This window comes from Mesorhizobium sp. M0030, assembly GCF_040323695.1.
Taxonomy (GTDB): Bacteria; Pseudomonadota; Alphaproteobacteria; order Rhizobiales; family Rhizobiaceae; genus Mesorhizobium.
In genome coordinates, this window is record NZ_JAMYVE010000003.1 from 311,471 (window position 1) to 335,530 (window position 24,060).

Consider the following 24,060-nt stretch of genomic DNA (forward strand, 5'->3'; position numbering starts at 1 on the left):
GGAGCACGATCCTCAGAAATGGGAAGATCGCCTCAGTAACGCAACACCTGGCGCAGTATCTGCCCGCCGCGCTCGACGGTAAAGCGCCACCAGCGTGTATCCTGCTGGGCAAGCTGCGCCAGTGTCGCCGCCGTATCGACCGTCGTGCCGTTCACCTCGCGCACGATGTCGCCCGGCTGGAAGCCGAAATCGGCGGCCGGCGAATCGCGGTTGATGTCGACCACGGTGACCCCCTTTAGGTCGGTGCGCAGGCCGAGCCGCTGGGCGAGCCTGGGCGACAGTTCCGCGACCTTGGCGCCGGAGAACGGGCTGCGGCCATGCAGGGTCACTTCCGACGCCTTGGCGCCTTCCGGCGCGCGCTCCAGTGCGATCTCCATCGTCGCCTGCTGGCCCTTGCTCAGGATGGCGAAGGTCGCCTTGGTGCCGATCGACAGGGTCGCCATGCGGTAATCCAGCGCCTCGATGCCTTCGACCGTCGTGCCATTGAGCTGCAGCACGACATCGCCGGGCTTCAGCCCTGCCTTGGCCGCCGGTCCGGCTTCCTCAACCGACGACACCAGCGCGCCGGTCGGCTTCTCCATGCCAAGCGATTCGGCGATCTGCGGTGTGACCGCTTCGAACTCGGCGCCTATATAAGGCCGCTCGAAGAAATCGAGCCCGGCCTTGGCCGCGTCGGCGAAGGCGCGCACCATGTTGGCCGGGATGGCAAAGCCGATGCCGATCGAGCCGCCGCTGCGGCTGTAGATGGCGGTGTTGATGCCGACCAGCTGGCCGCCCATGTTGATCAGCGCGCCGCCGGAATTGCCGGGATTGATGGCGGCGTCGGTCTGGATGAAGTAGCCCGAATCCGAAACGCCGATATGGCTGCGGGCAAGCGCCGACACGATGCCGCTGGTGGTGGTCTGGCCGACGCCGAACGGATTGCCGATGGCCAGCACCAGGTCGCCGACCTCGAGCGCGTCGGAATCGCCGATGGCGATCACCGGAAAGGGCTTGTCGGAGTTGATCTTGAGCACGGCGAGGTCAAGCGTCTCGTCCTTGAGCATGACCTTCGAGGTGAATTCGCGCCCGTCGGCGGTCGCGACCTTGACCTCGTCGGCATCCTTGATCACGTGGAAATTGGTGACGACGACGCCGCTTGGATCGACCAGCACGCCCGAGCCGAGCGATGATTGCGCGCGCGGCTGCGCGCGGCCGAAGAATTCCTCGAAGAAAGGATCGCCGTCGAAGGGCGACGTGACCTTGGCCGTCTGCGAAGCATAGACATTGACCACCGCCGGCGCCGTCTGCTTGACCAGGGGCGCAAACGACAGCTGTACCTCTTCGCGGCCGAACGGCACGCGCTTGTCGGGACCGGAGGTGCCGTTCTCGCCTTCGACGCCATGCAAGAGGTCGGTCAGCACATCGGAGAGCCCCGGATCGGCTGGCTTGGCGGCGTCCTCGGCCAGGGCGTCTTTCACGGCCGGTGCCGCGGCAAAGGCGGCCAGCGCGCAAAGGGCAACAAGAAACAGCCGTTTGAAGTGCATTCCGAATCCTCCAGGTCGGGCGCCATTGTCCCGACGATTGTGCAAAATGAAAGGCTAAGCCGCTGAAATCTGATTATTCTGGCCCGCAAAGCAGCTATAGGTCGGCTTGAAACTGAGAACCTTCGTCGACCTTCATGAAAAAACAACTCCTGTCATTCCGTGACTTTTTGAAGACCGGCACTTTTGGGCCCGTTTCCCCTTCTCTGAAAATGATCGACATCGCCGGTGTGCTGGGTCCGCCTGACGGCTGGGTCACGGAACCTGCAGGGACGATTCCGGTCTATTGGATTTTCGGAAAGCTCGAAATTTCCTTTGATGAAGAAGCACCTCATTGGATGAACTGGTTTCAGATCGAAGAAGCGGGCTATCTCGAAGGTGATTTTGAGGTTCTCACCGATCGCCTTGTGCTCTCATTGGATGGGTTCAGTGGAGAGACGAAGCCTTCGGAATTCCTGGCTGCCGGCCTTTGGGCTCCAGAAGAGGCAGCGGTTTTCTACGCCGCCTTGAGCGACGATATCTTGCTGAACATCTGCGCGGGTCCCATTCAGATTCATTTCCGAGTCGATACAGACTTCATCGAAGATGGGGACGCCCAAAAATACCTGGCCAATTCCACCGTGTCGCAAGTGGTCAGCGATATCGATTCCCGCGCCACCCTCGACAGTATCTATTCCTATCCCCAACCGGCGTTCGAAGAGATCCCCGGCGCCTTCAATTGGAATCTGCTTAGCGGTCGCGACTACCTGACGCTTGCTCGCTAAACGCTCGCTAAACGTAGGACGCTGGTAACAAAAAGGGGCCCGAAGGCCCCTTTGAATTCATCCAGAAACCCCCAGCCTTATGCGGCCGCGGTTTCCTCATTGGTGCCTTCAGCTTCGAGGCGAGCGCGGTCGCCGGCGCCCTTGGCGTCGGTGTCACGGTCGACGAACTCGATGACCGCCATGGCGGCATTGTCGCCGTGGCGGAAGCCCGCCTTCATGATGCGCAGATAGCCGCCATTGCGCGTGGCGTAGCGCGGCGCGATCGTGTCGAACAGACGCTTGACGACGCCTTCATTGCCGATCTGGGCAATCACCTGGCGGCGCGCATGGAGGTCGCCGCGCTTGCCGAGCGTCACCAGCTTCTCGACGATCGGACGCAGATCCTTCGCCTTCGGCAGGGTGGTGACGATCTGTTCGTGCTCGAGCAGCGACACGGCGAGGTTGGCGAACATCGACTTGCGATGGCTAATGCTTCGGGCGAAGCGGCGGCCTTTAAAACCGTGGCGCATGGCTCTTTTCCTCTTCAGTTGTTCAAGAGGCCGTGGCCTCTGATGGTTTTCCGCATGACCGTCGGATCGAGCGGCTCACGCCGCCGATCCTTGGAAATTCATGCTCAATATTGGTCTTCGTAACGCTTGGCGAGGTCTTCGATGTTTTCCGGCGGCCAGTCCGGCACTTCCATGCCGAGGTGCAGGCCCATCGCCGCGAGCACTTCCTTGATCTCGTTCAGCGACTTGCGGCCGAAGTTCGGGGTGCGCAGCATCTCGGCTTCGGTCTTCTGGATGAGATCGCCGATGTAGACGATGTTGTCGTTCTTCAGGCAGTTGGCCGAACGCACCGAAAGCTCGAGTTCGTCGACCTTCTTGAGCAGCGCCGGGTTGAAGGCGAGCTCTGTGACGGCTTCGGTGGCGACTTCCTTCTGCGGCTCGTCGAAATTGACGAACAGGCCAAGCTGGTCCTGCAGGATGCGGGCAGCGAATGCCACCGCGTCCTCGCCCGAGATCGAACCGTCGGTCTCGATGGTCATGGTCAGCTTGTCATAGTCGAGAACCTGGCCCTCGCGGGTATTTTCGACCTTGTAGGAGACCTTCTTGACCGGCGAATACAGGCTGTCGACCGGGATCAGGCCGATCGGCGCGTCTTCGGCGCGGTTGCGGTCGGCCGGCACGTAACCCTTGCCGGTGTCGACGGTGAATTCCATGCGGATTTCAGCGCCCTCGTCCAGCGTGCAGATGACGTGGTCCGGGTTGAGGATCTCGACGTCGCCAACCGTCTGGATGTCGCCAGCCAGAACCGCACCCGGGCCCTGCTTGCGAACGACCATGCGCTTGGGACCATCGCCTTCCATGCGGATGGCGATTTCCTTGATGTTGAGGACGATGTCGGTCACGTCCTCACGCACGCCGGCAATCGACGAGAATTCATGCAGAACGCCGTCGATCTGCACGGCGGTGACAGCCGCACCGCGCAGCGAAGACAAAAGCACGCGGCGCAGCGCGTTGCCGAGCGTCAGGCCGAAGCCGCGCTCGAGCGGCTCGGCGACCAGCGTGGTCAGCGTCTTCTTCTTCGACGAGAACTCGATCTTGTTCGGCTTGATCAGTTCCTGCCAATTTTTCTGGATCATGATGCTTTCCTTCCGTTGACCCGCCACCATCCAATCGTGGCGGGCGACCTGGAGTGCCGTGGAGGAGCGCCTTGAGGCGCTCACGCGGCGTTCGGTAATGTCTTAGACGCGGCGCTTCTTGCGCGGGCGGCAGCCATTGTGCGGGATCGGCGTCACATCACGGATCGAGGTGATGGTGAAGCCGGCAGCCTGCAGGGCGCGAAGCGCCGATTCACGACCGGAGCCGGGTCCGCAGACCTCGACTTCGAGCATGCGCATGCCGTGTTCCTGGGCCTTCTTGGCGACGTCTTCGGCAGCCATCTGGGCGGCAAACGGGGTCGACTTGCGCGAACCCTTGAAGCCCTGGGCACCGGCCGACGACCAGGCAATGGAATTGCCCTGCGCGTCGGTGATGGTGATCATCGTGTTGTTGAAGGTCGAATTGACGTGGGCAACGCCCGACGAGATGTTCTTGCGTTCGCGACGGCGAACACGAGCGGCTTCCTTGGCCATGATAGTCCTTTCAGTTGATCTCTACACCGCCGTAATGCCAGCGGCTCCACCTTTGAAAGCGAGTAGTGAGCAGGGACCAGCGAATAGGGAACCCCTACTCGCTAATGGCCACTCGCTATCGCTCACTTACTTCTTCTTGCCGGCGATCGACTTGGCCGGGCCCTTGCGGGTGCGTGCATTGGTGTGCGTGCGCTGGCCGCGAACCGGCAGCGAACGGCGGTGACGCAGACCGCGGTAGCAGCCGAGGTCCATGAGGCGCTTGATGTTCATCGACACTTCGCGGCGCAGATCGCCTTCGACCTGGTAGTCGCGGTCGATGGTCTCGCGGATCTGCAGCACTTCCGCGTCCGTCAGCTGGTTGACGCGGCGCTCGGCCGGGATGCCGACCTTGTCGACGATCTCCTGGGCGAACTTCTTGCCAATGCCGTGAATGTACTGAAGCGCAATGACGACGCGCTTGTTGGTCGGAATGTTGACGCCGGCTATACGAGCCATATTCTTCTCTTCTCCATGTGGGACCGGCCGGCCTTCAAAAAAAGGCATGCGCGGCGCTGTTCAAATTACCCCGCGTCCGGTGGAGGCCGGCCCTTGCGGGAGTTCCCTGGTTTCAATGCGGCTGCCTTGCCCTTGCGGACAAGCAAGCCTCATGCCTGATAGGAAGACGGGCCGCCATAACCCAGCGAACCGTTCCAGTCAAGCGCAATCTTTACTTTACCGTAACGGTCTCCCGCGTCACCGCCGCGAGCAGCGCTTCAATCTCCGCCGTCACGGTGTCGACAGGGGCCATGCCGTCGACACTCCTAAGCGAGCGTTTGGCATAATAATAGCCGATCAGAGGCGCGGTCTTCTTGTAATATTCCCGCAGGCGCTCTTCGAACACCACCGGATTGTCGTCCTTGCGCACCGGCTGTCCGGCGGCCTTGGCGTCGTCGGCGCGCTTGACGATGCGGGCGACCAGCGCTTTGTCGTCGACGACGAACTCGATCACGGCATCGAGGTCAATGCCGCGCTCGGCGAGCATCGATTCAACCGCATCAGCCTGCACCAGCGTGCGCGGATATCCGTCGAGGATGAAACCGTTGGTGCAATCGGGCTGATCGATGCGCTCGGCCACGATGGCGTTGACGATGGCGTCGGAAACCAGCTCGCCGGCATCCATCACCGCCTTGGCGCGCTTGCCGACTTCGGTGCCGGCCTGCACGGCCGCCCGCAGCATGTCACCCGTCGACAGCTGCGGTATGCCGTATTTTTCTACCAGTCTTTGTGCTTGCGTCCCCTTGCCCGCTCCTGGCGGTCCAAGCAATATCAATCTCATCTGGCCTTCTTCCCCCCGCGCAGCTTCGACTTCTTGATCAGGCCCTCATACTGGTGCGCGATCAGGTGACCCTGGATCTGCGCGACCGTATCGAGGGTTACACTGACCACGATCAGAAGCGATGTGCCACCGAGGTAGAATGGTACGCCAGTCGCCGAAATCAGGAACTCGGGCAGCAGGCACACCAGCACCAGATAGATGGCGCCGACGACGGTGATGCGCGTCAGGACATAGTCGATGTAATCGGCGGTGCGCTCACCCGGACGGTAGCCCGGAATGAAGCCGGAATGCTTCTTGAGCTGGTCGGCGGTGTCCTTCGGATTGAACACGATGGCCGTGTAGAAGAAGGCGAAGAACACGATCATTGCCGCATAGAACAGCATGTAGAGCGGCTGGCCGTGGCCGAGCGAGGCGAGCACGGTGCTTGCCCATGCCGGCAGGTTTGTCGTCTGCGAGAAGCCGGCGACCGTTGCCGGCAGCAAAAGCAGCGACGACGCGAAGATCGGCGGAATGACGCCCGACGTGTTGAGCTTCAGCGGCAGATGCGAGGTATCGCCCTGGAACATGCGGTTGCCGACCTGGCGCTTCGGATACTGGATCAGCAGGCGGCGCTGCGCGCGCTCGAAGAACACGATCAGCGCGATGACGATTATGGCCAGCACGATGATCGCGAGTATCAGCCCGGTCGATAGGGCGCCGGTGCGGCCGAGCTCCAGCGTGCCGGAGATGGCGCGCGGCAGGCCGGCGACGATGCCGGAAAAGATGATCAGCGAAATGCCGTTGCCGATGCCGCGGGCGGTGATCTGCTCGCCCAGCCACATCAGGAACATGGTGCCGCCAACCAGCGTGACGACGGTCGAGATGCGGAAGAACATGCCGGGATCGTTGACGATGCCGTTGCCGCCTTCCAGGCCCACTGAAATGCCGTAGGCCTGCACCAGCGCCAGGAGTACCGTGCCGTAGCGCGTGTACTGGTTGATGACCTTGCGGCCCTGCTCGCCTTCCTTTTTCAGCGCTTCCAGCGACGGAATGACCGAGGTCATCAGCTGCATGATGATGGAGGCTGAGATATAAGGCATGATGCCGAGCGCGAAGATCGCCATGCGCTGCACGGCGCCGCCGGCGAACATGTTGAACATGCCGAGCACGCCCTTGGCCTGCGAAGAGAAGGCCTGCGCGAATGCATCCGGATTGATGCCGGGCAGCGGGATATAGGTGCCGAGGCGATAGACGAGCAGCGCGCCGACGGTGAACCAGATTCGCTTCTTCAGGTCCTCCGCCTTGGCGAAAGCCGCAAAATTCAGATTCGAGGCTAGTTGTTCAGCAGCCGAAGCCATGCCTGATTCTCCGCTAGAGCATGATGCCGAAAAGTGTGAAGCGGTTTTCGGACAACGTCATGCGCTACTTCTTTGATTTGTATGTCACGCTCGATGCCCGCAGCTCAGGCGGCGCGTGGCACCGAAGCTCACGAGATAAGCTCCGGGCTCTAAACATGCAAGCGGCCGCGTTGACGCGGCCGCCTAATTGATTGGATCAAAGCGCAATCGTGAACAAAAACGGATACCGTTCCTGCCGGCCGTGCTTCAAATTGCCGTTACTCCGCTGCCGCTTCCGGCAGCTTGACCGAACCGCCGGCCTTTTCGATCTTCTCGATCGCGGCCTTGGAGGCGCCGGCGACGTCGAAGGCAAGCTTTGCCTTGAGCTCGCCGTCCGAGAGGATGCGCACGCCGTCCTTGACGCGGCGGATGACGCCGGCGGCAACGAGCGCCTCGGCCGTCACGGTCGCCTTGGCGTCGAGCTTCTTGGCATCGAGCGCCGTCTGGATACGAGCCAGCGACACGACGACAAAGCTCTTGGCGAAGATGTTGTTGAAGCCACGCTTCGGCAGGCGCCGATAGAGCGGCATCTGGCCGCCCTCGAAGCCGTTGATGGCAACGCCGGAGCGCGCCTTCTGGCCCTTGACGCCGCGACCGCCGGTCTTGCCCGAGCCGGAGCCGATGCCACGGCCGAGACGCTTCTTGGAGTGCGTCGCGCCGTCCTTGTCACGCAGATCGTTGAGTTTCATCTGGGTTCTCCTGCGCTTTTGCTCAGCCCTCGTCCACGACGCGGACGAGATGCTGGACGGCAGCGATCATGCCGCGCACCGAGGGAGTGTCCTCCAGCGTGCGCTGCTTGTGCATCTTGTTGAGGCCGAGGCCGACCAGCGTTGCGCGCTGTTCCTTCGGGCGGCGGATCGGCGAACCGATCTGCTCAACGGTGATGGTCTTGGTTGCTTTCTTGGCCATGGTCAAAATCCCTGGTCAGATCGACTATTCTTCAGCCGCAACGGCGGTGCCGCGGCGGGCCTGAAGGGTCGAATACTTGATGCCGCGCGCAGCAGCCACATCCTTGGGATGCATCTGGCTCTTCAGCGCGTCGAATGTGGCACGAACCATGTTGTAGGGGTTCGACGAACCCATCGACTTGGCGACCACGTCATGCATGCCGAGCGTCTCGAAGACAGCGCGCATCGGGCCGCCGGCGATGATGCCGGTACCCTGCTTGGCAGCGCGCAGCAGCACGCGTCCGGCGCCCCAGCGTCCTTCGACGTCGTGGTGCAGCGTGCGGCCCGAGCGCAGCGGCACGAAAATCATGTCGCGCTTGGCCGACTCGGTTGCCTTGCGGATCGCTTCCGGCACTTCGCGCGCCTTGCCGTGACCGAAGCCGACACGGCCCTTCTGGTCGCCGACGACGACGAGTGCTGCAAAACCGAAGCGACGGCCGCCCTTGACGACCTTGGCGACACGGTTGATGTGGACGAGCTTGTCCACCATGCCGTCATCGCGTTCTTCACGATCGCGGCCGCGGCCGCCATCCCTACGTTCCTGTGCCATATCCTGTTCCTTGTTTTTTTCCGGAAGCACGGTTGCTGATAAGATCCGGTGCGCCTCTTTGGGTCACCGGGGGCGAATTATTTTTCCTTGCATGATCTTGTCCGAAAAGTCTGCAACTTTTTGCTGCGCTGACCTTCGGTTCGGGAACAGGCAATTAGAAGCTCAGACCGCCTTCACGGGCAGCCTCGGCCAGCGCCTTGACGCGGCCGTGATAGATGTAGGCGCCGCGGTCGAAGACGACTTCCTTAACGCCGGCCTTCGAAGCGCGCTCGGCGATCAGCTTGCCAACAGCGGCTGCTGCCTCGGTGTCGGCGCCGGTCTTGAGCGAACCCTTGAGGTCCTTCTCGAGTGTCGATGCAGCCGCGATGGTATGGCCCTTGGCGTCGTCGATGACCTGCACGTAGATGTTCTTCGACGTGCGGTGAACCGAGAGACGCGGACGTTCGCCGGCGACCTTCTTGATCTGGCGGCGGACGCGCTGCGCGCGGCGCTGGATGGATTCCTTGGTAGCCATGATAGTCTTCCTTGCCTTCAAAAAACGGGGGCCGCCATGTGCGGTAGGCAAAAGCGCCTCCCGCGACTGCTCCCCGCGGCGTTGCACTTCTTTGGCCTGGCCTTTTCCGAAGAGTCTGCAACTTTTCGGGGCCAGGCCTACTACTTCTTCTTGCCTTCCTTGCGGACGATCTTCTCGCCGGCATAGCGGACACCCTTGCCCTTGTAGGGCTCGGGACCGCGATACTCGCGGATCTCGGCTGCAACCTGGCCGACCTGCTGCTTGTCGATGCCGGTCACGGTGATTTCCGTCGGCTTCGGCACAGTGATCGTGATGCCGGCCGGCGTCTCGTAAACGACGTCGTGGCTGAAGCCAAGCGCCAGCTGCAGGTTCTTGCCCTGGAGTGCCGCGCGATAGCCGACGCCGGTAATCTCGAGCTTCTTCTCGAAACCGTCCTTGACGCCCTGCAGGATGTTGACGATCTGCGTGCGCGACATGCCCCACTTGGAGCGGGCGGCCTTGGTCTGGTCGCGCGGCTGGACAGCGATTTCGCTGCCTTCCATCTTGACCAGCACTTCGTCGTTCACCACGAACTTCAGCTCGCCCTTGGGGCCCTTCGCCGTCACGGTCTGGCCGTTGACGGTCGCGGTCACGCCCTGCGGCAGCGAAACGGGTTTCTTTCCAATACGAGACATTTGGTTGTCCTCGTCACTTCTCTTGTTTCAGGTCTGCCGAATTAGAAAATCTGGCAGAGGATTTCGCCGCCGACATTCTGTTCGCGTGCTTCGTGATCGGCCATCACGCCCTTCGGCGTCGAAAGGATGGCGATGCCGAGGCCGTTGGCGACGTGCGGGATCGACTTGGCCGAGACGTAAACGCGGCGGCCAGGCTTCGAGACGCGGGCGATTTCGCGCACGACCGGAGCACCGTCGAAATACTTCAGCTCGATTTCGATTTCGGACTTGCCGTTGTCGAAGTCGGTCTGGCTGTAGTCGCGGATATAGCCTTCAGCCTTCAGCACGTCGAGGACGCGGGTACGCAGGCGCGAGGCCGGCGTCGAAACGCTCGACTTCTTGCGGCCATACGCGTTGCGGATGCGGGTCAGCATATCGCCGAGAGGATCGCTCAATGACATGTTATGTCCTCCTTACCAGCTCGACTTGACCAGGCCCGGGATCTGGCCGTTATTGCCGAGATCACGAAGCGCGATGCGCGATACTTTGAGCTTGCGATAATAGGCGCGCGGACGGCCGGTAACTTCGCAGCGGTTGCGGATGCGGATCTTGGCCGAGTTGCGCGGCAGGGCAGCAAGCTTCAGCTGAGCGCGGAAACGCTCTTCCATCGGCTTGGACTGGTCCATGATGATCGCCTTGAGCGCTGCGCGCTTGGGACCGTACTGGTCGGCAAGCTTGCGGCGCCTGTTGTTCTTCTCGACTGAGCTGGTCTTTGCCATTTCAGATTTTTCCTTTTCTCGCTGCCGTTACTGGCGGAAGGGGAAGTTGAAGGCCTTGAGCAATGCCCTGGCTTCGTCGTCCGTCTTCGCAGTCGTACAAACGATGACGTCCATGCCCCAGATCTGATCAACCTTGTCGTAGTTGATCTCCGGGAACACGATGTGTTCCTTGATGCCCATGGCGTAGTTGCCACGGCCATCGAAGCTCTTCGGATTCAGTCCGCGAAAGTCGCGGACGCGCGGCAGTGCGATGTTCACGAGACGGTCGAGGAACTCGTACATGCGTTCCTTGCGCAGCGTGACCTTGGCGCCGATCGGCATCTTCTCGCGGACCTTGAAGCCGGCGATGGAGTTGCGAGCGCGGGTGACGACGGCCTTCTGGCCGGCAATCATCGCCAGGTCTTCGGCCGCGATCGAAGGCTTCTTCGAATCCGCGGTCGCTTCGCCGACGCCCATGTTCAGCACGATCTTGTCGATGCGCGGAACCTGCATCTCGTTCTCGTAGCCGAACTGCTCCTGCAGCGCCTTGCGGATGGTCTCGTTGTAGACCTGCTTGAGACGCGGCGTGTTCTGGGCCTTGGACTGTTTGCTTTCAGCCTTGGCCTTCGTGGTTTGAGCCTTAGCCATTGATGACTTCTCCCGAGCGCTTGGCGACGCGCACCTTCTTGCCGTCCTTCTGGAAGATGAAGCCGACGCGGGTCGGCTTGCCATCCTTGGGGTCGGCCAGCGCGATGTTCGACAGCTGGATCGGCGCTTCCTTGGTGATGATCCCGCCCTCTTGGGACTGGGACTGCTTCTGGTGACGACGGATCATGTTGACGCCGCGAACCAGCGCGGTGTCTTCCTTCGGCTGAACCGAGAGGACTTCGCCCGAACGGCCCTTGTCCTTGCCGGCCAGCACGACGACCTTGTCGCCTTTTCTAATCTTTTGCATTGGTCCGGCTCCTTACAGCACTTCAGGCGCGAGCGAGATGATCTTCATGTGGTTCTTGGCGCGGAGTTCGCGCGGAACCGGTCCGAAGATACGCGTGCCGATCGGCTCTTTCTTGTTGTCGACGAGAACGGCCGCGTTCTTGTCGAAACGGATCACGCTGCCGTCCGGGCGGCGGATGTCCTTGGCCGTGCGAACCACGACCGCCTTCATCACATCGCCCTTCTTAACGCGGCCGCGCGGAATGGCTTCCTTGATCGACACCACGATGATGTCGCCTACGGAAGCGTATTTCCGCTTCGAGCCGCCCAGCACCTTGATGCACATGACACGACGGGCGCCGGAATTATCCGCGACGTCGAGGTTTGTTTGCATCTGAATCATGACTGGCCGCCTTCTTCTCTTCTAACGGGACGGGCTCAAAGCCCCTCCCCGGTCTGTCCTAAATTCGGTTTGTTACGCCTGGTCCGAAGACACGACGATCCAGCGCTTGTCCTTGGAAATCGGCTTCGATTCCTGGATGAACACCTGATCGCCGACCTTGTGGGCGTTGTTCTCGTCGTGCGCCTTGTACTTCTTGGTCATGCGCACGGTCTTCTTCATCACGGGATGCGTGAAGCGCCGTTCGACCTTGACGACTACCGTCTTCTCGTTCTTGTCGCTGACGACAGTGCCCTGCAGAATGCGCTTTGGCATGATTTTCGTCCTTAAGCCTTCTTGGCCGCGGACTTTTCCGCAGCGATGGTCTTGATACGCGCAATGTCCTTGCGAACCTGCCGCACGCGCGCGGTCTTCTCGAGCTGGCCGGTGGCCTTCTGGAAGCGCAGGTTGAACTGCTCCTTCTTCAGGCTGGCCAGATCGTCGGTCAGCTGGTCCTGGGTCTTCGTCCGGATGTCTTCGGCTTTCATGATCAGCCCGTCCTTATTCTGCGATGCGCTGTACGAAGCGCGTCCTGACCGAGAGCTTGGCCGCGCCGAGACGCAGCGCCTCACGGGCGGTTTCTTCGTTGACGCCGTCGATCTCGAACATGATGCGGCCCGGCTTGACGCGCGCCGCCCAGTAATCGACAGCGCCCTTGCCCTTGCCCATGCGCACTTCGGTCGGCTTCGACGTCACCGGCACATCAGGGAAAATACGGATCCACACGCGGCCGGCACGCTTCATCTCACGAGTGATCGCGCGGCGGGCCGCCTCGATCTCACGCGCGGTGACGCGGTTCGGCTCAAGCGCCTTCAGCCCGAAACCACCAAAATCCAGGTTGGTGCCGCCCTTTGCGGTACCATGGATACGGCCCTTGAACTGCTTGCGGAACTTTGTGCGCTTTGGCTGCAGCATCGTTCTAACTCCAAATTCCTAAATAATCAGGCGTTTTCGCGACGACGACCGCGTTCGCGATCACCACCACCGCCATGCGCAGCATCACCCTCGGTCGCGCGACGCTCCGAAGCCATCGGATCGTGCTCGAGGATTTCGCCCTTGAACACCCAGACCTTGACGCCGCAGATGCCGTAAGCCGTATGCGCTTCGGCCGTGCCATAGTCGACATCGGCGCGCAGCGTATGCAGCGGCACGCGGCCTTCGCGGTACCATTCCATGCGTGCAATCTCGGCGCCGCCGAGACGGCCGGCGCAGTTGATGCGGATGCCTTCGGCGCCCAGGCGCATGGCCGACTGAACGGCGCGCTTCATGGCGCGGCGGAACGCGATACGACGCTCGAGCTGCTGGGCGATCGACTGGGCGACCAGGGTCGCGTCGATTTCCGGCTTGCGCACTTCAACGATGTTCAAGTGCGTCTCGGACTTCGTCATCTCCATCAGCTTCTTGCGAAGCTTCTCGATGTCGGCGCCCTTCTTGCCGATGATCAGGCCCGGACGCGCCGCATGGATGGTGACGCGGCACTTCTTGTGCGGACGCTCGATCACGACCTTGGAGATCGCAGCCTGCTTGAGTTCCTTCTCAAGATACTTGCGGATCTTGATGTCCTCATGCAGCAGCTTGCCGTACTCGCCGGTGTTCGCGAACCAGCGCGAATCCCAGGTGCGGTTGATGCCGAGGCGCAGACCGATCGGATTGACTTTCTGACCCATTATGCGGCCTCCCCTTTTTCTTCGACTTCACGAACGACGATCGTGAGGTGCGAGAACGGCTTCTCGATACGGCTGGCGCGACCGCGGCCACGAGCATGGAACCGCTTCATGACGATCGACTTGCCGACATAGGCTTCCGCCACGATCAGCGCATCGACGTCGAGGTCGTGGTTGTTTTCCGCGTTGGCGATCGCCGATTCCAGCGTCTTCTTGACCGTGCCGGAAATCCGCTTGGCCGAGAATTCGAGGTCGGAAAGCGCTGTCGCGACCTTCTTGCCGCGGATCAGCGCGGCAACCAGGTTCAGCTTCTGCGGGCTGATACGGATCGTGCGCAGAACGGCGCGCGCTTCGTTGTCAGCAAGCCTGCGCGGAGCTTTGGCCTTGCCCATGATTATTTCCTCTTCGCCTTCTTATCCGCGCCGTGACCGTAATAGGTCCGGGTCGGAGCGAATTCACCGAACTTGTGACCGACCATGTCCTCGTTCACCGAGACGGGAACATGCTTCTGGCCGTTATAGACACCGAAGGTGAAGCCGACGAACTGCGGCAGGATGGTGGAGCGACGGCTCCACATCTTGATCACCTCATTGCGACCACCTTCACGAACCTTGTCCACCTTCTTGAGAAGGTAGCCGTCGATGAAGGGGCCTTTCCAAATAGAACGAGTCACTTGGCGTTACCTCTTCTTAGCTCTTGCGCTGATGGCGCGAGCGCAGGATGAACTTGTCGGTCGCCTTGTTGGACCGCGTCTTCTTGCCCTTGGTCGGCTTGCCCCACGGGCTGACCGGATGACGGCCACCGGAGGTGCGGCCTTCACCACCGCCATGCGGATGGTCGACCGGGTTCATGGTCACGCCGCGATTGTGCGGGCGCTTGCCGCGCCAGACCGTGCGGCCGGCCTTGCCGTCGTTGATGTTGCCGTGGTCGGGGTTCGACACGGCGCCGACGGTGGCCATGCAGGAGCCGTGAACGACACGCTGCTCGCCCGAGTTGAGGCGCAGGATCGCCATGCCCTGATCGCGACCGACCAGCTGGCCGTAGCCACCTGCCGAGCGGGCAACCTGGGCGCCCTTGCCCGGCTTCAGCTCGATGTTGTGGACGATCGTGCCGACCGGCATCGAGGCCAGCGGCATCGCATTGCCCGGCTTCACGTCGACCGATTCACCGGCCACGATCTTGTCGCCGGCGGCAAGGCGCTGCGGAGCGATGATGTAGGACAGCTCGCCATCGTCATACTTGATCAGCGCGATGAAGGCGGTGCGGTTCGGATCGTATTCAATGCGCTCGACCGTGCCGACGACGTCGAACTTGCGGCGCTTGAAGTCGATGATGCGGTACGAACGCTTGTGACCGCCGCCGATGAAGCGGGCCGTGATGCGGCCGTGATTGTTGCGGCCGCCCGACTTCGTCAGGCCTTCGGTCAGGCCCTTGACGGGCTTGCCCTTGTAGAGGCCCGAGCGGTCGACGATGACCAACTGGCGGGTGCTCGGCGTTACCGGGTTGAATTTTTTAAGTGCCATTGTCCTGTCCTCGCGGCCTAGCTCAGAGACCCGTCGCGACGTCGATCGACTGGCCGTCGGCCAGCGTCACGATCGCCTTCTTGACGTCGCTCTGGCGGCCGATCGTGCCGCGGAAGCGCTTGATCTTGCCCTTGCGGACAAGCGTGTTCACGGCCGTAACCTTGACGCCAAACAGCGCTTCGACAGCGGCCTTGATTTCCGGCTTCGACGCCTTCTTGGCGACGTTGAAAACAACCTGGTTGTTCTCGGAAGCCATGGTCGACTTTTCGGTGATCGCCGGCGAGACGATCACGTCGTAATGACGGAGGTCGGTCATTTAAAGCGCTCCTCGAGAGCCTCGACGGCGGCCTTCGAAAGGACCAGCGTGCCGCGGCGCAGAATGTCGTAGACGTTGATGCCCTGGATGGGCAGCACATCGATGTTCGGGATGTTGGTCGCCGCCAGCTTGAAGTTCTGGTCAAGCTCGGCACCGCCAATCACCAAGGCATTGGTCAGGCCCAGCGTCGCGAAATTCGCGATCAGCGCCTTCGTCTTGGCCTCGGTCAGCTTCAGCTCGTCGATGATGATGATCGACGCGCTCTTGGCCTTGGCCGAGAGAGCATGCCGCAAGCCCAGAGCGCGCACCTTCTTCGGCAGATCGTGCTCGTGGCTGCGAACGACCGGGCCGTGGGCCTTGCCGCCGCCGCGGAACTGCGGAGCGCGTGCCGAATGGTGACGGGCGCGGCCCGTACCCTTCTGCTTGTACATCTTGGCGCCGGTGCGCGCGATTTCGGCGCGGCCCTTGGCCTTGTGCGTGCCCTGCTGCCGTTTGGCCAGCTGCCAGCGCACGACGCGCTGCAGGATGTCCTCGCGCGGATCAAGGCCGAAAATCTCCTCGGAGAGTTTCACCTTGCCGGCGTCCTTGCCGCCAAGCGTTGTGATCTTGAGATCCATTATTCTGCTCCCTCTGCGGCCGGAGCCTCGTTCTTGGCGCCACTCTCGGCGGCAACGGCGCGGATCGCGGCAGGCTTCGGCGCATTGGCCGGCAGTGCCACCTTGGCCGCATCGCGGACCAGGATCCAGGCGCCCTTCGATCCGGGAACCGCACCGCGGATCAGGATCAGGCCGCGATCGGCGTCGGTCGAAACGATCTCGACATTCTGTGTGGTGACGCGGGTGTCGCCCATGTGGCCAGCCATATGCTTGCCCTTGAACACTTTGCCCGGATCCTGACGCTGGCCGGTCGAACCGTGCGTACGGTGCGAAACCGAGTTACCGTGCGTCGCGCGGCCACCACCCATGTGGTGGCGCTTGATGACGCCCTGGAAACCCTTGCCGATCGTCGTGCCCGTCACATCGACCTTCTGGCCGGCGACGAAGTGCTCGACGGTGATCTCGGCGCCGACATCGATCATGTTGTCGGCGGAGACGCGAAACTCGGCGACCTTCGCCTTCGGCTCGACGGAAGCGGTCGCGAAATGGCCGCGCATCGCCTTCGACGTGTTCTTCACCTTGGCAAGGCCAACGCCGAGCTGGACGGCCGTATAGCCGTTCTTCTCCTGCGTGCGCTGAGCCACGACCTGGCAGTTCTCCATCTGGAGAACGGTGACGGGAACATGTTCCCCGGCATCATTATAGATGCGGGTCATTCCCACCTTCTTTGCAATCACACCTGAACGCATCGGTTCAATTCCTTTAGAGTTCCGGGCCAGGGGCACCGCCCCTTACCGCGCTCTCATTCCCTTAGAGCTTGATCTCGACGTCGACACCGGCGGCCAGATCGAGCTTCATCAAAGCATCGACCGTCTGCGGGGTCGGATCGACGATGTCGAGCAGACGCTTGTGCGTGCGCATCTCGAACTGCTCGCGGCTCTTCTTGTCGACGTGAGGCGACCGGTTGACCGTGAACTTTTCGATCCGCGTCGGCAGCGGAATGGGGCCGCGGACGTTTGCTCCGGTGCGCTTGGCCGTCGACACGATTTCTTTCGTCGAGGCGTCAAGCACGCGGTGATCAAACGCCTTCAGGCGGATGCGGATATTCTGTCCGTTCATGCGTCACTTCCTTGTTCTGGCGCGGCGCGGGCAAATCCTGCGCCCGCGACAGATCGGTTTAAGTCTAAATTACTCTTTGATGGTGACGACGATGCCGGCACCGACGGTACGGCCGCCTTCACGGATGGCGAAGCGCAGCTTCTCTTCCATGGCGATCGGCACGATCAGCTCGACATCGACCGTGATGTTGTCGCCGGGCATAACCATTTCCGTGCCTTCCGGCAGCGACACGATGCCGGTCACGTCGGTCGTGCGGAAGTAGAACTGCGGACGGTAGTTGGTGAAGAACGGCGTGTGACGGCCACCTTCGTCCTTGGTCAGGATGTAGGCTTCGGCCACGAACTTCTTGTGCGGCTTCACCGTACCGGGCTTGGCCAGAACCTGGCCGCGCTCGACGCCTTCACGATCAACGCCGCGCAGCAGCGCGCCGATGTTGTCGCCGGCCTGGCCCTGATCGAGCAGCTTGCGGAACATCTCGACGCCCGTGCAGGTCGTCTTGGTCGTCGGGCGGATGCCGATGATTTCCAGTTCCTCGCCGACCTTGACGATGCCGCGCTCGACGCGGCCGGTCACGACCGTGCCACGGCCCGAGATCGAGAACACGTCTTCGATCGGCATCAGGAACGGCTTGTCCAGCGGACGAACCGGCGTCGGGATATAGGCATCGACCGCAGCCATCAACTCGCGGATCGCATCTTCGCCGATGGTCTTGTTGGAATCTTCCAGAGCAGCCAGCGCCGAACCCTTGACGATCGGAATGTCGTCGCCGGGGAACTCGTTCTTCGACAGAAGCTCGCGAACCTCGAGCTCGACCAGTTCGAGCAGCTCGGCATCGTCGACCTGGTCGACCTTGTTCAGGAACACCACGATCGACGGCACGCCGACCTGACGGGCAAGCAGGATGTGCTCGCGGGTCTGCGGCATCGGGCCGTCGGCGGCCGACACCACCAGGATCGCGCCGTCCATCTGCGCAGCGCCCGTGATCATGTTCTTCACATAGTCGGCGTGGCCGGGGCAGTCGACATGGGCATAATGGCGCGCTGCCGTCTCGTATTCGACGTGCGCCGTCGAAATCGTGATGCCGCGGGCCTTCTCTTCGGGCGCCGCATCGATCTGGTCGTAGCGCTTGTATTCGCCAAAATACTTCGTGATCGCCGCCGTCAGCGACGTCTTGCCATGATCGACATGGCCAATCGTGCCAATGTTCACATGAGGCTTGTTACGCTCGAATTTACCTTTTGCCATGTGATGTCTCCAATCTGCTCGCCCGTACGGGCCTTGAATTAAGTTACCGATGCAACCCGTTCAGGTTACGCGTATTTCTTCTGGACTTCCTGGGCGACCGCGGTCGGCACAGGCTCATAGTGATCGAACTGCATCGTGTAGGCCGCGCGGCCCTGGCTCATCGAGCGCAGGTTGTCGACGTACTTGAACATGTTGGCCAGCGGCACCATCGCGTTAATGACGACAGCCACGCCGCGAGCTTCCTGGCCCTGGATCTGGCCACGACGGCCGTTCAGGTCGCCGATGACGCTGCCGACGTAGTCTTCCGGGGTCACGACTTCGACCTTCATGATCGGCTCGAGCAGCTGCACGCCAAGCTTGGGTGCGGCTTCACGGAAGCAGGCGCGGCCGGCGATTTCGAACGCCAGGACGCTGGAGTCCACATCGTGGTAAGCGCCGTCGATAAGCGTCGCCTTGACGCCGATCATCGGGAAGCCCGCGAACGGACCCGACGACATGACACTGTTGATGCCCTTTTCGACACCCGGGATGTATTCCTTGGGAACCGCACCGCCGACGATCTTGGTCTCGAACTCGAACTCCGAGCTTTCCGGGTTCGGTTCGAACACGATCTTGACGCGGGCGAACTGACCGGTACCGCCGGTCTGCTTCTTGTGGGTGTAGTCCTGCTCGTGCCTGCGGGTGATCGTCTCGCGGTAAGCCACCTGCGGCGCGCCGACATTGGCCTCGACCTTGAACTCGCGACGCATGCGGTCGACGATGATGTCGAGGTGAAGTTCGCCCATGCCCGAAATGATGGTCTGGCCGCTTTCCTCGTCGGTCTTGACGCGGAAGGACGGATCCTCGGCGGCCAGGCGGTGAAGGGCGAGGCCCATCTTTTCCTGGTCGTTCTTGGTCTTCGGCTCGATGGCAATCTGGATGACCGGATCGGGGAATTCCATGCGCTCGAGGATGACCGGGTGCAGCGGATCGCTGAGCGTGTCGCCGGTGGTCGTGTCCTTGAGGCCAGCCAGAGCAACGATGTCGCCGGCAAAGGCTTCTTCGACGTCGGCGCGCGAATTCGCATGCATCTGCAGCATGCGGCCGATGCGCTCTTTCTTGCCCTTGACGGTGTTGTCGACCGAGATGCCCTTGGTCAGTTTGCCCGAATAGATGCGGGCAAAGGTCAGCGAGCCGACGAACGGGTCGTTCATGATCTTGAAGGCCAGCATCGACAGCGGCTCGTTGTCGTCGGCATGACGCTCGATCTCGGCATCGGTCTTGGCGTCGACGCCCTTGATGGCGGGAACATCGGCCGGCGACGGCAGGTATTCGACGACGGCGTCGAGCAGCGGCTGCACGCCCTTGTTCTTGAAGGCCGAGCCACAGAACATCGGGTAGAACTTGACCGCGATGGTGCCCTTGCGGATCAGCGCGCGGATCTCGTCATTCGACGGCATCTTGCCTTCGAGGTAATTCTCGAGGGCCGTCTCGTCCATTTCGACGGCGGCTTCGATCATCTTCTCGCGGTATTCTTCGGCCCGGGCCTGGAGGTCGGCAGGGATCTCGACGACGTCCCAGGCAGCGCCCAGCGTCTCGTCGCGCCAGACCAGCGCGTTCATCTCGACGAGATCGACGACACCCTTGAACTCGGTCTCGGCGCCGATCGGCAACTGCATGACGACGGCATGCGCACCAAGACGCGAGCCGATCATCTCGACCGAGCGGTAGAAGTCGGCGCCGATCTTATCCATCTTGTTGCAGAAGATCATGCGCGGAACTTTATACTTGTCGGCCTGGCGCCAGACGGTTTCCGTCTGCGGCTCGACACCGGCATTGGCATCGAGCAGCGCAATGGCGCCGTCGAGCACGCGCAGCGAACGCTCGACTTCGATGGTGAAGTCGACGTGTCCGGGAGTGTCGATGATGTTGAAGCGGTACATCTTGCCGCTGCGACCCTTCCAGAAGGTCGTGGTGGCGGCGGACGTGATGGTGATGCCGCGTTCCTGCTCCTGCTCCATCCAATCCATGGTGGCAGCGCCGTCGTGGACTTCGCCGATCTTGTGCGACTTGCCCGTGTAATAGAGGACGCGCTCGGTGGTCGTCGTCTTGCCGGCGTCAATATGCGCCATGATACCGAAATTGCGGTAGTCTTCGATTTTGTATTCGCGGGCCATCGTGGATGCCTTCTCAGTCTCGTTCGCGCTTTACCAGCGGTAGTGCGCGAAAGCGCGGTTGGCTTCTGCCATCTTGTGGGTGTCTTCACGCTTCTTCACGGCGGTGCCGCGGTTATTGGCCGCGTCCATCAGCTCGCCGGAGAGGCGGTCGACCATGGTGGTCTCGTTGCGGTTGCGCGCAGCTGCAATCAGCCAGCGGATCGCCAGGGCCTGGCGGCGCTCGGGGCGCACATCGACCGGAACCTGGTAGGTAGCGCCGCCGACGCGGCGCGACCGGACTTCCACATGCGGCGCGACATTGTCGAGCGCCTGATGGAAGACGGTGACCGGCTCCTGCTTGGTCTTCGACTGAACCTGGTCGAGCGCACCGTAGACGATGGTCTCGGCAACCGACTTCTTGCCGTCATACATGACGGCGTTCATGAACTTGGTGACGATCAGATCGCCGAACTTCGGGTCCGGATTGATCTCACGCTTTTCTGCACTGTGACGACGCGACATGGCTTTTGTCTCTCAATCTCGTAGCCCGACGCATTCAAGCAGCGCCAGGGCCGGAAAATCTTACTTCGGACGCCCCTTACTTCGGACGCTTGGCGCCGTACTTCGAACGGCGCTGCTTGCGGTTCTTCACGCCCTGCGTGTCGAGCACGCCGCGGATGATGTGGTAGCGCACGCCCGGAAGATCCTTGACGCGGCCGCCGCGGATCATGACCACGGAGTGTTCCTGAAGGTTGTGGCCTTCGCCGGGGATGTAGCCGATCACTTCAAAGCCGTTGGTCAGGCGGATCTTGGCCACCTTGCGCAGTGCCGAGTTCGGCTTCTTCGGCGTCGTTGTATAGACGCGCGTGCAGACGCCCCGCTTCTGCGGGTTCTGCTGCATGGCCGGGACCTTGTTGCGCTTCACCGGCGCAATGCGCGGCTTGCGGATCAGCTGGTTGACGGTAGGCATTAAACCCTCTTGTCTCTCAATTCCGTGTCTCGCCCGGTCAGGGCCGCTCAAAGCGCCAATTCCATACGCAAATTCGGGCCATAAACCGCGCCTCGCGGTCCTGCCCGAACAAAATGCAGAGGAAGCGGGAACCGCTTCATGCGCGCCGGAAATGTCTTTTCGCTCGTAAAACGAACCCTGTTTGAGGCAAACTCCAAAGCGTGTCGCTTCGGAAGGGAGAGCCTCACATCGGTTCTGACTGGGCGGCTTCTACTCGCAAGACCGTGAACCGTCAACCCCGGCGCGCCAAATATTGCGCGCTGACCACGGCTTGGCAGCCATGCGAAAAACGCATGTAATTTTCTTTCTTCATTTTGCAAGGCAAAGGAAGAAAGTGACCGGGCAGACAAGAAAGTGACCGGCTTTTGGCTGTCATGCGCGGGTTCTTCATGGCAAAAGGCGCCATGGACAGCCCAAAAGCCCTCGCCCGCCCCCGTCTCAAGAGGAATCAGCCCGTGAACGACAATGAGGAGCGCCCGGTCACCATCGTCACCGGCCGGGTCTGGAAAAAGAAGGGCGGCAAGCCGGAAGGCGTCCATGTGATGCTGGTTGCGCCCGACGACGATTCGGCCGTGCGCCGGGTGCTCGAATCGCTTGCGGCCGAAGGCTATGCCGAGGTCGAGCTCGACCAGATCGGCGATATGGACGGCGAACCCGACGAGGAGCCGCATCTGTCAGCCTTTCAGGGTGCGCTCGAAGGCGAAGTGTCGATCGTTACGTTCGAGGTTCCGCTCTGAGCGTCGCCGGCTGCTTGCGCCTGTCACCGCGCCGGCTTGCCCGGCACCGGTTCTCTGCTAAGAACCGGGCGACTTAACCAGCCAAATTCGAATCCGCGGAGTTCCCATGCCCTCGAACAATGGTCCCATCAAGCTCGGCATCGTCGGCGTCGGCAAGATCGTGCGCGACCAGCATCTGCCGGCAGTGGCCAAGGATGCGGACTACCGCCTCATCGCCGCCGCCAGCCGGCACGGCAAGGTGGACGGCATCCCGAATTTTCCGACCATTGAGGCGATGCTCGACGCGGTGCCCGACCTCGAGGCCGTCTCGCTGTGCATGCCGCCGCAGTTCCGCTACGACGCGGCACGCACCGCGCTGATTGCGAAGAAGCATGTTTTCCTGGAGAAGCCGCCGGGCGCCACCGTCAGCGAGATCGAGGACCTGAAGAGACTGGCGGCAGCCAGTGGCGTCTCACTGTTCGCCAGCTGGCATTCGCGCTACGCGCCGGCGGTGGAAGCCGCGCGTGCCTTCCTGGCGTCGGCCAAGGTCAACTCGGCTGCTATCGTCTGGAAGGAAGATGTCCGCCGCTGGCATCCGAACCAGGATTGGATCTGGGCGCCGGGCGGCTTCGGTGTCTTCGATCCCGGCATCAACGCACTGTCGATCGCAACCCACATCCTGCCGGCGATGTTCATCACCTCGGCCGTCCTCGACTTCCCGGAAAACCGCGCCTCGCCTGTGGCGGCCCACGTGACCTTCCGCACCTCGGATGGGTTGCCGGTGACCATGGAGCTCGACTGGCTGCAGACGGGACCACAGAGCTGGGACATCCTGGCGGACACCGACAAGGGCAAGATGGTGCTGTCCGGCGGCGGCACCAAGCTTGCCATCGACGGCAAGTTGGTTCACGACGAGCCGGAGGCCGAATACCCCCAACTTTACCGGCGCTTCGCCGAAGTCGTACGCGACGGCGTCTCCGATGTCGATTTGGCACCCCTGCAGCACGTCGCCGACGCGTTCATGCTCGGCAAGCGCAATGTGGTGGAAGCGTTCTTCGATTGAGCGATGAGTTCTGCCGGACCGCAGTCCGGACACTCACCATGCAGCCTTACTCGACGATCGCAATCGCAAACCCGTCATAGCCTTTGGCGCCGACGGTCTGGATGGCGGTGCCGTCCAGGCCATTGTCGCCGCCGATGAAGGAAAACGCACCGCGTGCGCCTTCGACATACGCGTCACGGCCATCGTCGTTGAGCACGGTGCCGTCGCGGATGACGTTGTCGCAGATGATGACCGTCCCCGGCCGCGACAGGCGCATGGCCCATGACAGATAATTCGGATTGTTCGGCTTGTCGGCGTCGATGAAGATCAGATCGAACGGAGCGGCATTTTCGGCAACCAGCGTCTCAAGCGACTGAAGCGCGGGGCCGATCCTGAGCTCGACCTTGTCCGACACCCCTGCCCGCTCGAGATTCGAGTGCGCGACTTTTGCATGATGCGGCTCGAGTTCGAGCGTCACGATCTTGCCGCCGACGGGCAATCCCCTTGCCATCCAGATGGTCGAGTAGCCGCCAAGCGTGCCGATCTCCAGCACCTTCCTGGCGCCGCTGATGCGGACCAGCAGCGACAGCAGCTTGCCCTGCGCCGGCGATACGTCGATGGCCGGCAGGCCCTGGTCGCGGTTGGCCGCAAGCACCGCTTCGAGGATGGGATCTGCTTCGAAGAGAGAGGAAACGATGTAGTCGTCGACGTCAGTCCAAACCTTCTTGCTCATGTTTTCCTCGATTCGATTAGGGGTCAAAACGCGAAAAGGGGCCGCTGGGGCCCCCTTCCTTCTTCTCGTCCTAC

36 protein-coding genes are annotated in these 24,060 nt (G+C 61.8%); 3 read left to right on the forward strand and 33 right to left on the reverse strand.

Annotation, left to right across the window (positions count from 1 at the left end; all coding sequences use genetic code 11):
* Window positions 1-32: 32 nt before the first annotated feature.
* A complete protein-coding gene (locus NKJ80_RS09060; protein ID WP_352444382.1) occupies window positions 33-1,526 on the reverse strand; it encodes a DegQ family serine endoprotease in 1,494 nt (497 codons plus the stop codon).
* Window positions 1,527-1,660: 134 nt separating this feature from the next.
* Here NKJ80_RS09060 and NKJ80_RS09065 point away from each other — a divergent pair, with 134 nt between their 5' ends.
* Window positions 1,661-2,287: a hypothetical protein gene (locus NKJ80_RS09065; RefSeq protein WP_155922398.1), complete on the forward strand. Its 627-nt coding sequence runs from the start codon at window positions 1,661-1,663 to the stop codon at window positions 2,285-2,287.
* Window positions 2,288-2,364: 77 nt separating this feature from the next.
* Here the strand turns inward: NKJ80_RS09065 and rplQ are convergent, their stop codons facing one another.
* The 31 genes from rplQ to rpsL form a co-directional block, all read right to left on the reverse strand.
* Window positions 2,365-2,796 (reverse strand): 50S ribosomal protein L17, encoded by a 432-nt coding sequence (gene rplQ / locus NKJ80_RS09070; protein ID WP_023736689.1) that lies wholly within the window; start codon window positions 2,794-2,796, stop codon window positions 2,365-2,367.
* Window positions 2,797-2,900: 104 nt separating this feature from the next.
* Window positions 2,901-3,911: a DNA-directed RNA polymerase subunit alpha gene (locus tag NKJ80_RS09075; RefSeq protein ID WP_023682599.1), complete on the reverse strand. Its 1,011-nt coding sequence runs from the start codon at window positions 3,909-3,911 to the stop codon at window positions 2,901-2,903.
* Between the two features lie 102 nt (window positions 3,912-4,013).
* On the reverse strand, window positions 4,014-4,403 hold the full coding sequence (gene rpsK, locus NKJ80_RS09080) for a 30S ribosomal protein S11 (RefSeq protein WP_006205444.1): 390 nt from the start codon (window positions 4,401-4,403) through the stop codon (window positions 4,014-4,016).
* Between the two features lie 126 nt (window positions 4,404-4,529).
* Window positions 4,530-4,898 (reverse strand): 30S ribosomal protein S13, encoded by a 369-nt coding sequence (gene rpsM / locus NKJ80_RS09085; protein WP_006205445.1) that lies wholly within the window; start codon window positions 4,896-4,898, stop codon window positions 4,530-4,532.
* A gap of 211 nt (window positions 4,899-5,109) precedes the next feature.
* Window positions 5,110-5,718 carry an adenylate kinase gene (locus NKJ80_RS09090; RefSeq protein WP_023714162.1) on the reverse strand — a complete coding sequence of 203 codons (609 nt, stop codon included), beginning with the start codon at window positions 5,716-5,718 and terminating at the stop codon, window positions 5,110-5,112.
* Window positions 5,715-7,055, reverse strand: coding sequence for a preprotein translocase subunit SecY (gene secY / locus NKJ80_RS09095; protein WP_023672761.1), 1,341 nt, complete (start codon window positions 7,053-7,055; stop codon window positions 5,715-5,717). Before secY ends, NKJ80_RS09090 begins: the two co-directional genes overlap by 4 nt.
* Before the next feature lie 257 nt (window positions 7,056-7,312).
* On the reverse strand, window positions 7,313-7,783 hold the full coding sequence (gene rplO, locus NKJ80_RS09100; RefSeq protein ID WP_023672760.1) for a 50S ribosomal protein L15: 471 nt from the start codon (window positions 7,781-7,783) through the stop codon (window positions 7,313-7,315).
* Window positions 7,784-7,805: 22 nt separating this feature from the next.
* Window positions 7,806-8,003 (reverse strand): 50S ribosomal protein L30, encoded by a 198-nt coding sequence (gene rpmD / locus NKJ80_RS09105; RefSeq protein ID WP_006205449.1) that lies wholly within the window; start codon window positions 8,001-8,003, stop codon window positions 7,806-7,808.
* A gap of 24 nt (window positions 8,004-8,027) precedes the next feature.
* Window positions 8,028-8,591 carry a 30S ribosomal protein S5 gene (gene rpsE, locus NKJ80_RS09110; protein WP_006333394.1) on the reverse strand — a complete coding sequence of 188 codons (564 nt, stop codon included), beginning with the start codon at window positions 8,589-8,591 and terminating at the stop codon, window positions 8,028-8,030.
* Between the two features lie 154 nt (window positions 8,592-8,745).
* A complete protein-coding gene (rplR, locus tag NKJ80_RS09115) occupies window positions 8,746-9,105 on the reverse strand; it encodes a 50S ribosomal protein L18 (RefSeq protein ID WP_023682602.1) in 360 nt (119 codons plus the stop codon).
* Between the two features lie 140 nt (window positions 9,106-9,245).
* Entirely contained in the window at window positions 9,246-9,779 is a 534-nt protein-coding gene (rplF, locus tag NKJ80_RS09120) for a 50S ribosomal protein L6 (RefSeq protein WP_023688413.1), read from the reverse strand.
* Between the two features lie 41 nt (window positions 9,780-9,820).
* Complete coding sequence (rpsH, locus tag NKJ80_RS09125; protein ID WP_006205453.1) at window positions 9,821-10,219, reverse strand: 30S ribosomal protein S8; 399 nt, start codon at window positions 10,217-10,219, stop codon at window positions 9,821-9,823.
* A 12-nt stretch (window positions 10,220-10,231) separates the two neighbouring features.
* Window positions 10,232-10,537, reverse strand: a complete 306-nt coding sequence (gene rpsN, locus NKJ80_RS09130; RefSeq protein ID WP_010909282.1) for a 30S ribosomal protein S14 — start codon at window positions 10,535-10,537, stop codon at window positions 10,232-10,234.
* 27 nt (window positions 10,538-10,564) lie between these two features.
* Window positions 10,565-11,164, reverse strand: coding sequence for a 50S ribosomal protein L5 (rplE, locus tag NKJ80_RS09135; RefSeq protein WP_352497459.1), 600 nt, complete (start codon window positions 11,162-11,164; stop codon window positions 10,565-10,567).
* Window positions 11,157-11,471, reverse strand: coding sequence for a 50S ribosomal protein L24 (gene rplX, locus NKJ80_RS09140; RefSeq protein WP_013531428.1), 315 nt, complete (start codon window positions 11,469-11,471; stop codon window positions 11,157-11,159). Before rplX ends, rplE begins: the two co-directional genes overlap by 8 nt.
* A 12-nt stretch (window positions 11,472-11,483) precedes the next feature.
* Window positions 11,484-11,852 (reverse strand): 50S ribosomal protein L14, encoded by a 369-nt coding sequence (gene rplN / locus NKJ80_RS09145; protein ID WP_006205457.1) that lies wholly within the window; start codon window positions 11,850-11,852, stop codon window positions 11,484-11,486.
* 72 nt (window positions 11,853-11,924) lie between these two features.
* A complete protein-coding gene (rpsQ, locus tag NKJ80_RS09150) occupies window positions 11,925-12,164 on the reverse strand; it encodes a 30S ribosomal protein S17 (protein WP_010909280.1) in 240 nt (79 codons plus the stop codon).
* 11 nt (window positions 12,165-12,175) lie between these two features.
* The gene (rpmC, locus tag NKJ80_RS09155) at window positions 12,176-12,376 is read right to left on the reverse strand and encodes a 50S ribosomal protein L29 (protein ID WP_006205459.1); all 201 of its coding nucleotides are present in this window, start codon (window positions 12,374-12,376) and stop codon (window positions 12,176-12,178) included.
* 13 nt (window positions 12,377-12,389) lie between these two features.
* Window positions 12,390-12,803, reverse strand: coding sequence for a 50S ribosomal protein L16 (gene rplP / locus NKJ80_RS09160; RefSeq protein ID WP_006205460.1), 414 nt, complete (start codon window positions 12,801-12,803; stop codon window positions 12,390-12,392).
* Window positions 12,804-12,829: 26 nt separating this feature from the next.
* Window positions 12,830-13,555, reverse strand: coding sequence for a 30S ribosomal protein S3 (gene rpsC, locus NKJ80_RS09165; RefSeq protein ID WP_023672753.1), 726 nt, complete (start codon window positions 13,553-13,555; stop codon window positions 12,830-12,832).
* Window positions 13,555-13,944 (reverse strand): 50S ribosomal protein L22, encoded by a 390-nt coding sequence (gene rplV, locus NKJ80_RS09170; RefSeq protein ID WP_006205462.1) that lies wholly within the window; start codon window positions 13,942-13,944, stop codon window positions 13,555-13,557. The genes rpsC and rplV overlap by 1 nt, the downstream gene beginning before the upstream one ends.
* Before the next feature lie 2 nt (window positions 13,945-13,946).
* Window positions 13,947-14,225 (reverse strand): 30S ribosomal protein S19, encoded by a 279-nt coding sequence (rpsS, locus tag NKJ80_RS09175; protein ID WP_006205463.1) that lies wholly within the window; start codon window positions 14,223-14,225, stop codon window positions 13,947-13,949.
* A gap of 16 nt (window positions 14,226-14,241) precedes the next feature.
* Window positions 14,242-15,075: a 50S ribosomal protein L2 gene (gene rplB, locus NKJ80_RS09180; RefSeq protein WP_023706515.1), complete on the reverse strand. Its 834-nt coding sequence runs from the start codon at window positions 15,073-15,075 to the stop codon at window positions 14,242-14,244.
* Window positions 15,076-15,097: 22 nt separating this feature from the next.
* Complete coding sequence (locus NKJ80_RS09185) at window positions 15,098-15,391, reverse strand: 50S ribosomal protein L23 (RefSeq protein WP_023672751.1); 294 nt, start codon at window positions 15,389-15,391, stop codon at window positions 15,098-15,100.
* Window positions 15,388-16,008 (reverse strand): 50S ribosomal protein L4, encoded by a 621-nt coding sequence (gene rplD, locus NKJ80_RS09190; protein WP_023672750.1) that lies wholly within the window; start codon window positions 16,006-16,008, stop codon window positions 15,388-15,390. The genes NKJ80_RS09185 and rplD overlap by 4 nt, the downstream gene beginning before the upstream one ends.
* Window positions 16,008-16,736 (reverse strand): 50S ribosomal protein L3, encoded by a 729-nt coding sequence (gene rplC, locus NKJ80_RS09195; protein WP_023682606.1) that lies wholly within the window; start codon window positions 16,734-16,736, stop codon window positions 16,008-16,010. Before rplC ends, rplD begins: the two co-directional genes overlap by 1 nt.
* Before the next feature lie 61 nt (window positions 16,737-16,797).
* Window positions 16,798-17,106 (reverse strand): 30S ribosomal protein S10, encoded by a 309-nt coding sequence (rpsJ, locus tag NKJ80_RS09200; RefSeq protein ID WP_010909272.1) that lies wholly within the window; start codon window positions 17,104-17,106, stop codon window positions 16,798-16,800.
* Between the two features lie 69 nt (window positions 17,107-17,175).
* Window positions 17,176-18,351, reverse strand: coding sequence for an elongation factor Tu (gene tuf, locus NKJ80_RS09205; RefSeq protein ID WP_023723394.1), 1,176 nt, complete (start codon window positions 18,349-18,351; stop codon window positions 17,176-17,178).
* 65 nt (window positions 18,352-18,416) lie between these two features.
* Window positions 18,417-20,507, reverse strand: coding sequence for an elongation factor G (gene fusA, locus NKJ80_RS09210; protein WP_023667430.1), 2,091 nt, complete (start codon window positions 20,505-20,507; stop codon window positions 18,417-18,419).
* A 30-nt stretch (window positions 20,508-20,537) separates the two neighbouring features.
* Window positions 20,538-21,008 carry a 30S ribosomal protein S7 gene (rpsG, locus tag NKJ80_RS09215; RefSeq protein WP_008875664.1) on the reverse strand — a complete coding sequence of 157 codons (471 nt, stop codon included), beginning with the start codon at window positions 21,006-21,008 and terminating at the stop codon, window positions 20,538-20,540.
* Between the two features lie 76 nt (window positions 21,009-21,084).
* Complete coding sequence (gene rpsL, locus NKJ80_RS09220; RefSeq protein WP_006333356.1) at window positions 21,085-21,456, reverse strand: 30S ribosomal protein S12; 372 nt, start codon at window positions 21,454-21,456, stop codon at window positions 21,085-21,087.
* A gap of 494 nt (window positions 21,457-21,950) precedes the next feature.
* Between rpsL and NKJ80_RS09225 the strand changes: the two genes are divergently transcribed.
* Window positions 21,951-22,232 carry a hypothetical protein gene (locus tag NKJ80_RS09225; RefSeq protein ID WP_023686022.1) on the forward strand — a complete coding sequence of 94 codons (282 nt, stop codon included), beginning with the start codon at window positions 21,951-21,953 and terminating at the stop codon, window positions 22,230-22,232.
* Between the two features lie 106 nt (window positions 22,233-22,338).
* A complete protein-coding gene (locus NKJ80_RS09230; RefSeq protein ID WP_352497460.1) occupies window positions 22,339-23,274 on the forward strand; it encodes a Gfo/Idh/MocA family protein in 936 nt (311 codons plus the stop codon).
* Window positions 23,275-23,320: 46 nt separating this feature from the next.
* Here the strand turns inward: NKJ80_RS09230 and NKJ80_RS09235 are convergent, their stop codons facing one another.
* Window positions 23,321-23,986: an O-methyltransferase gene (locus NKJ80_RS09235; protein WP_023702453.1), complete on the reverse strand. Its 666-nt coding sequence runs from the start codon at window positions 23,984-23,986 to the stop codon at window positions 23,321-23,323.
* Window positions 23,987-24,060: the final 74 nt, after the last annotated feature.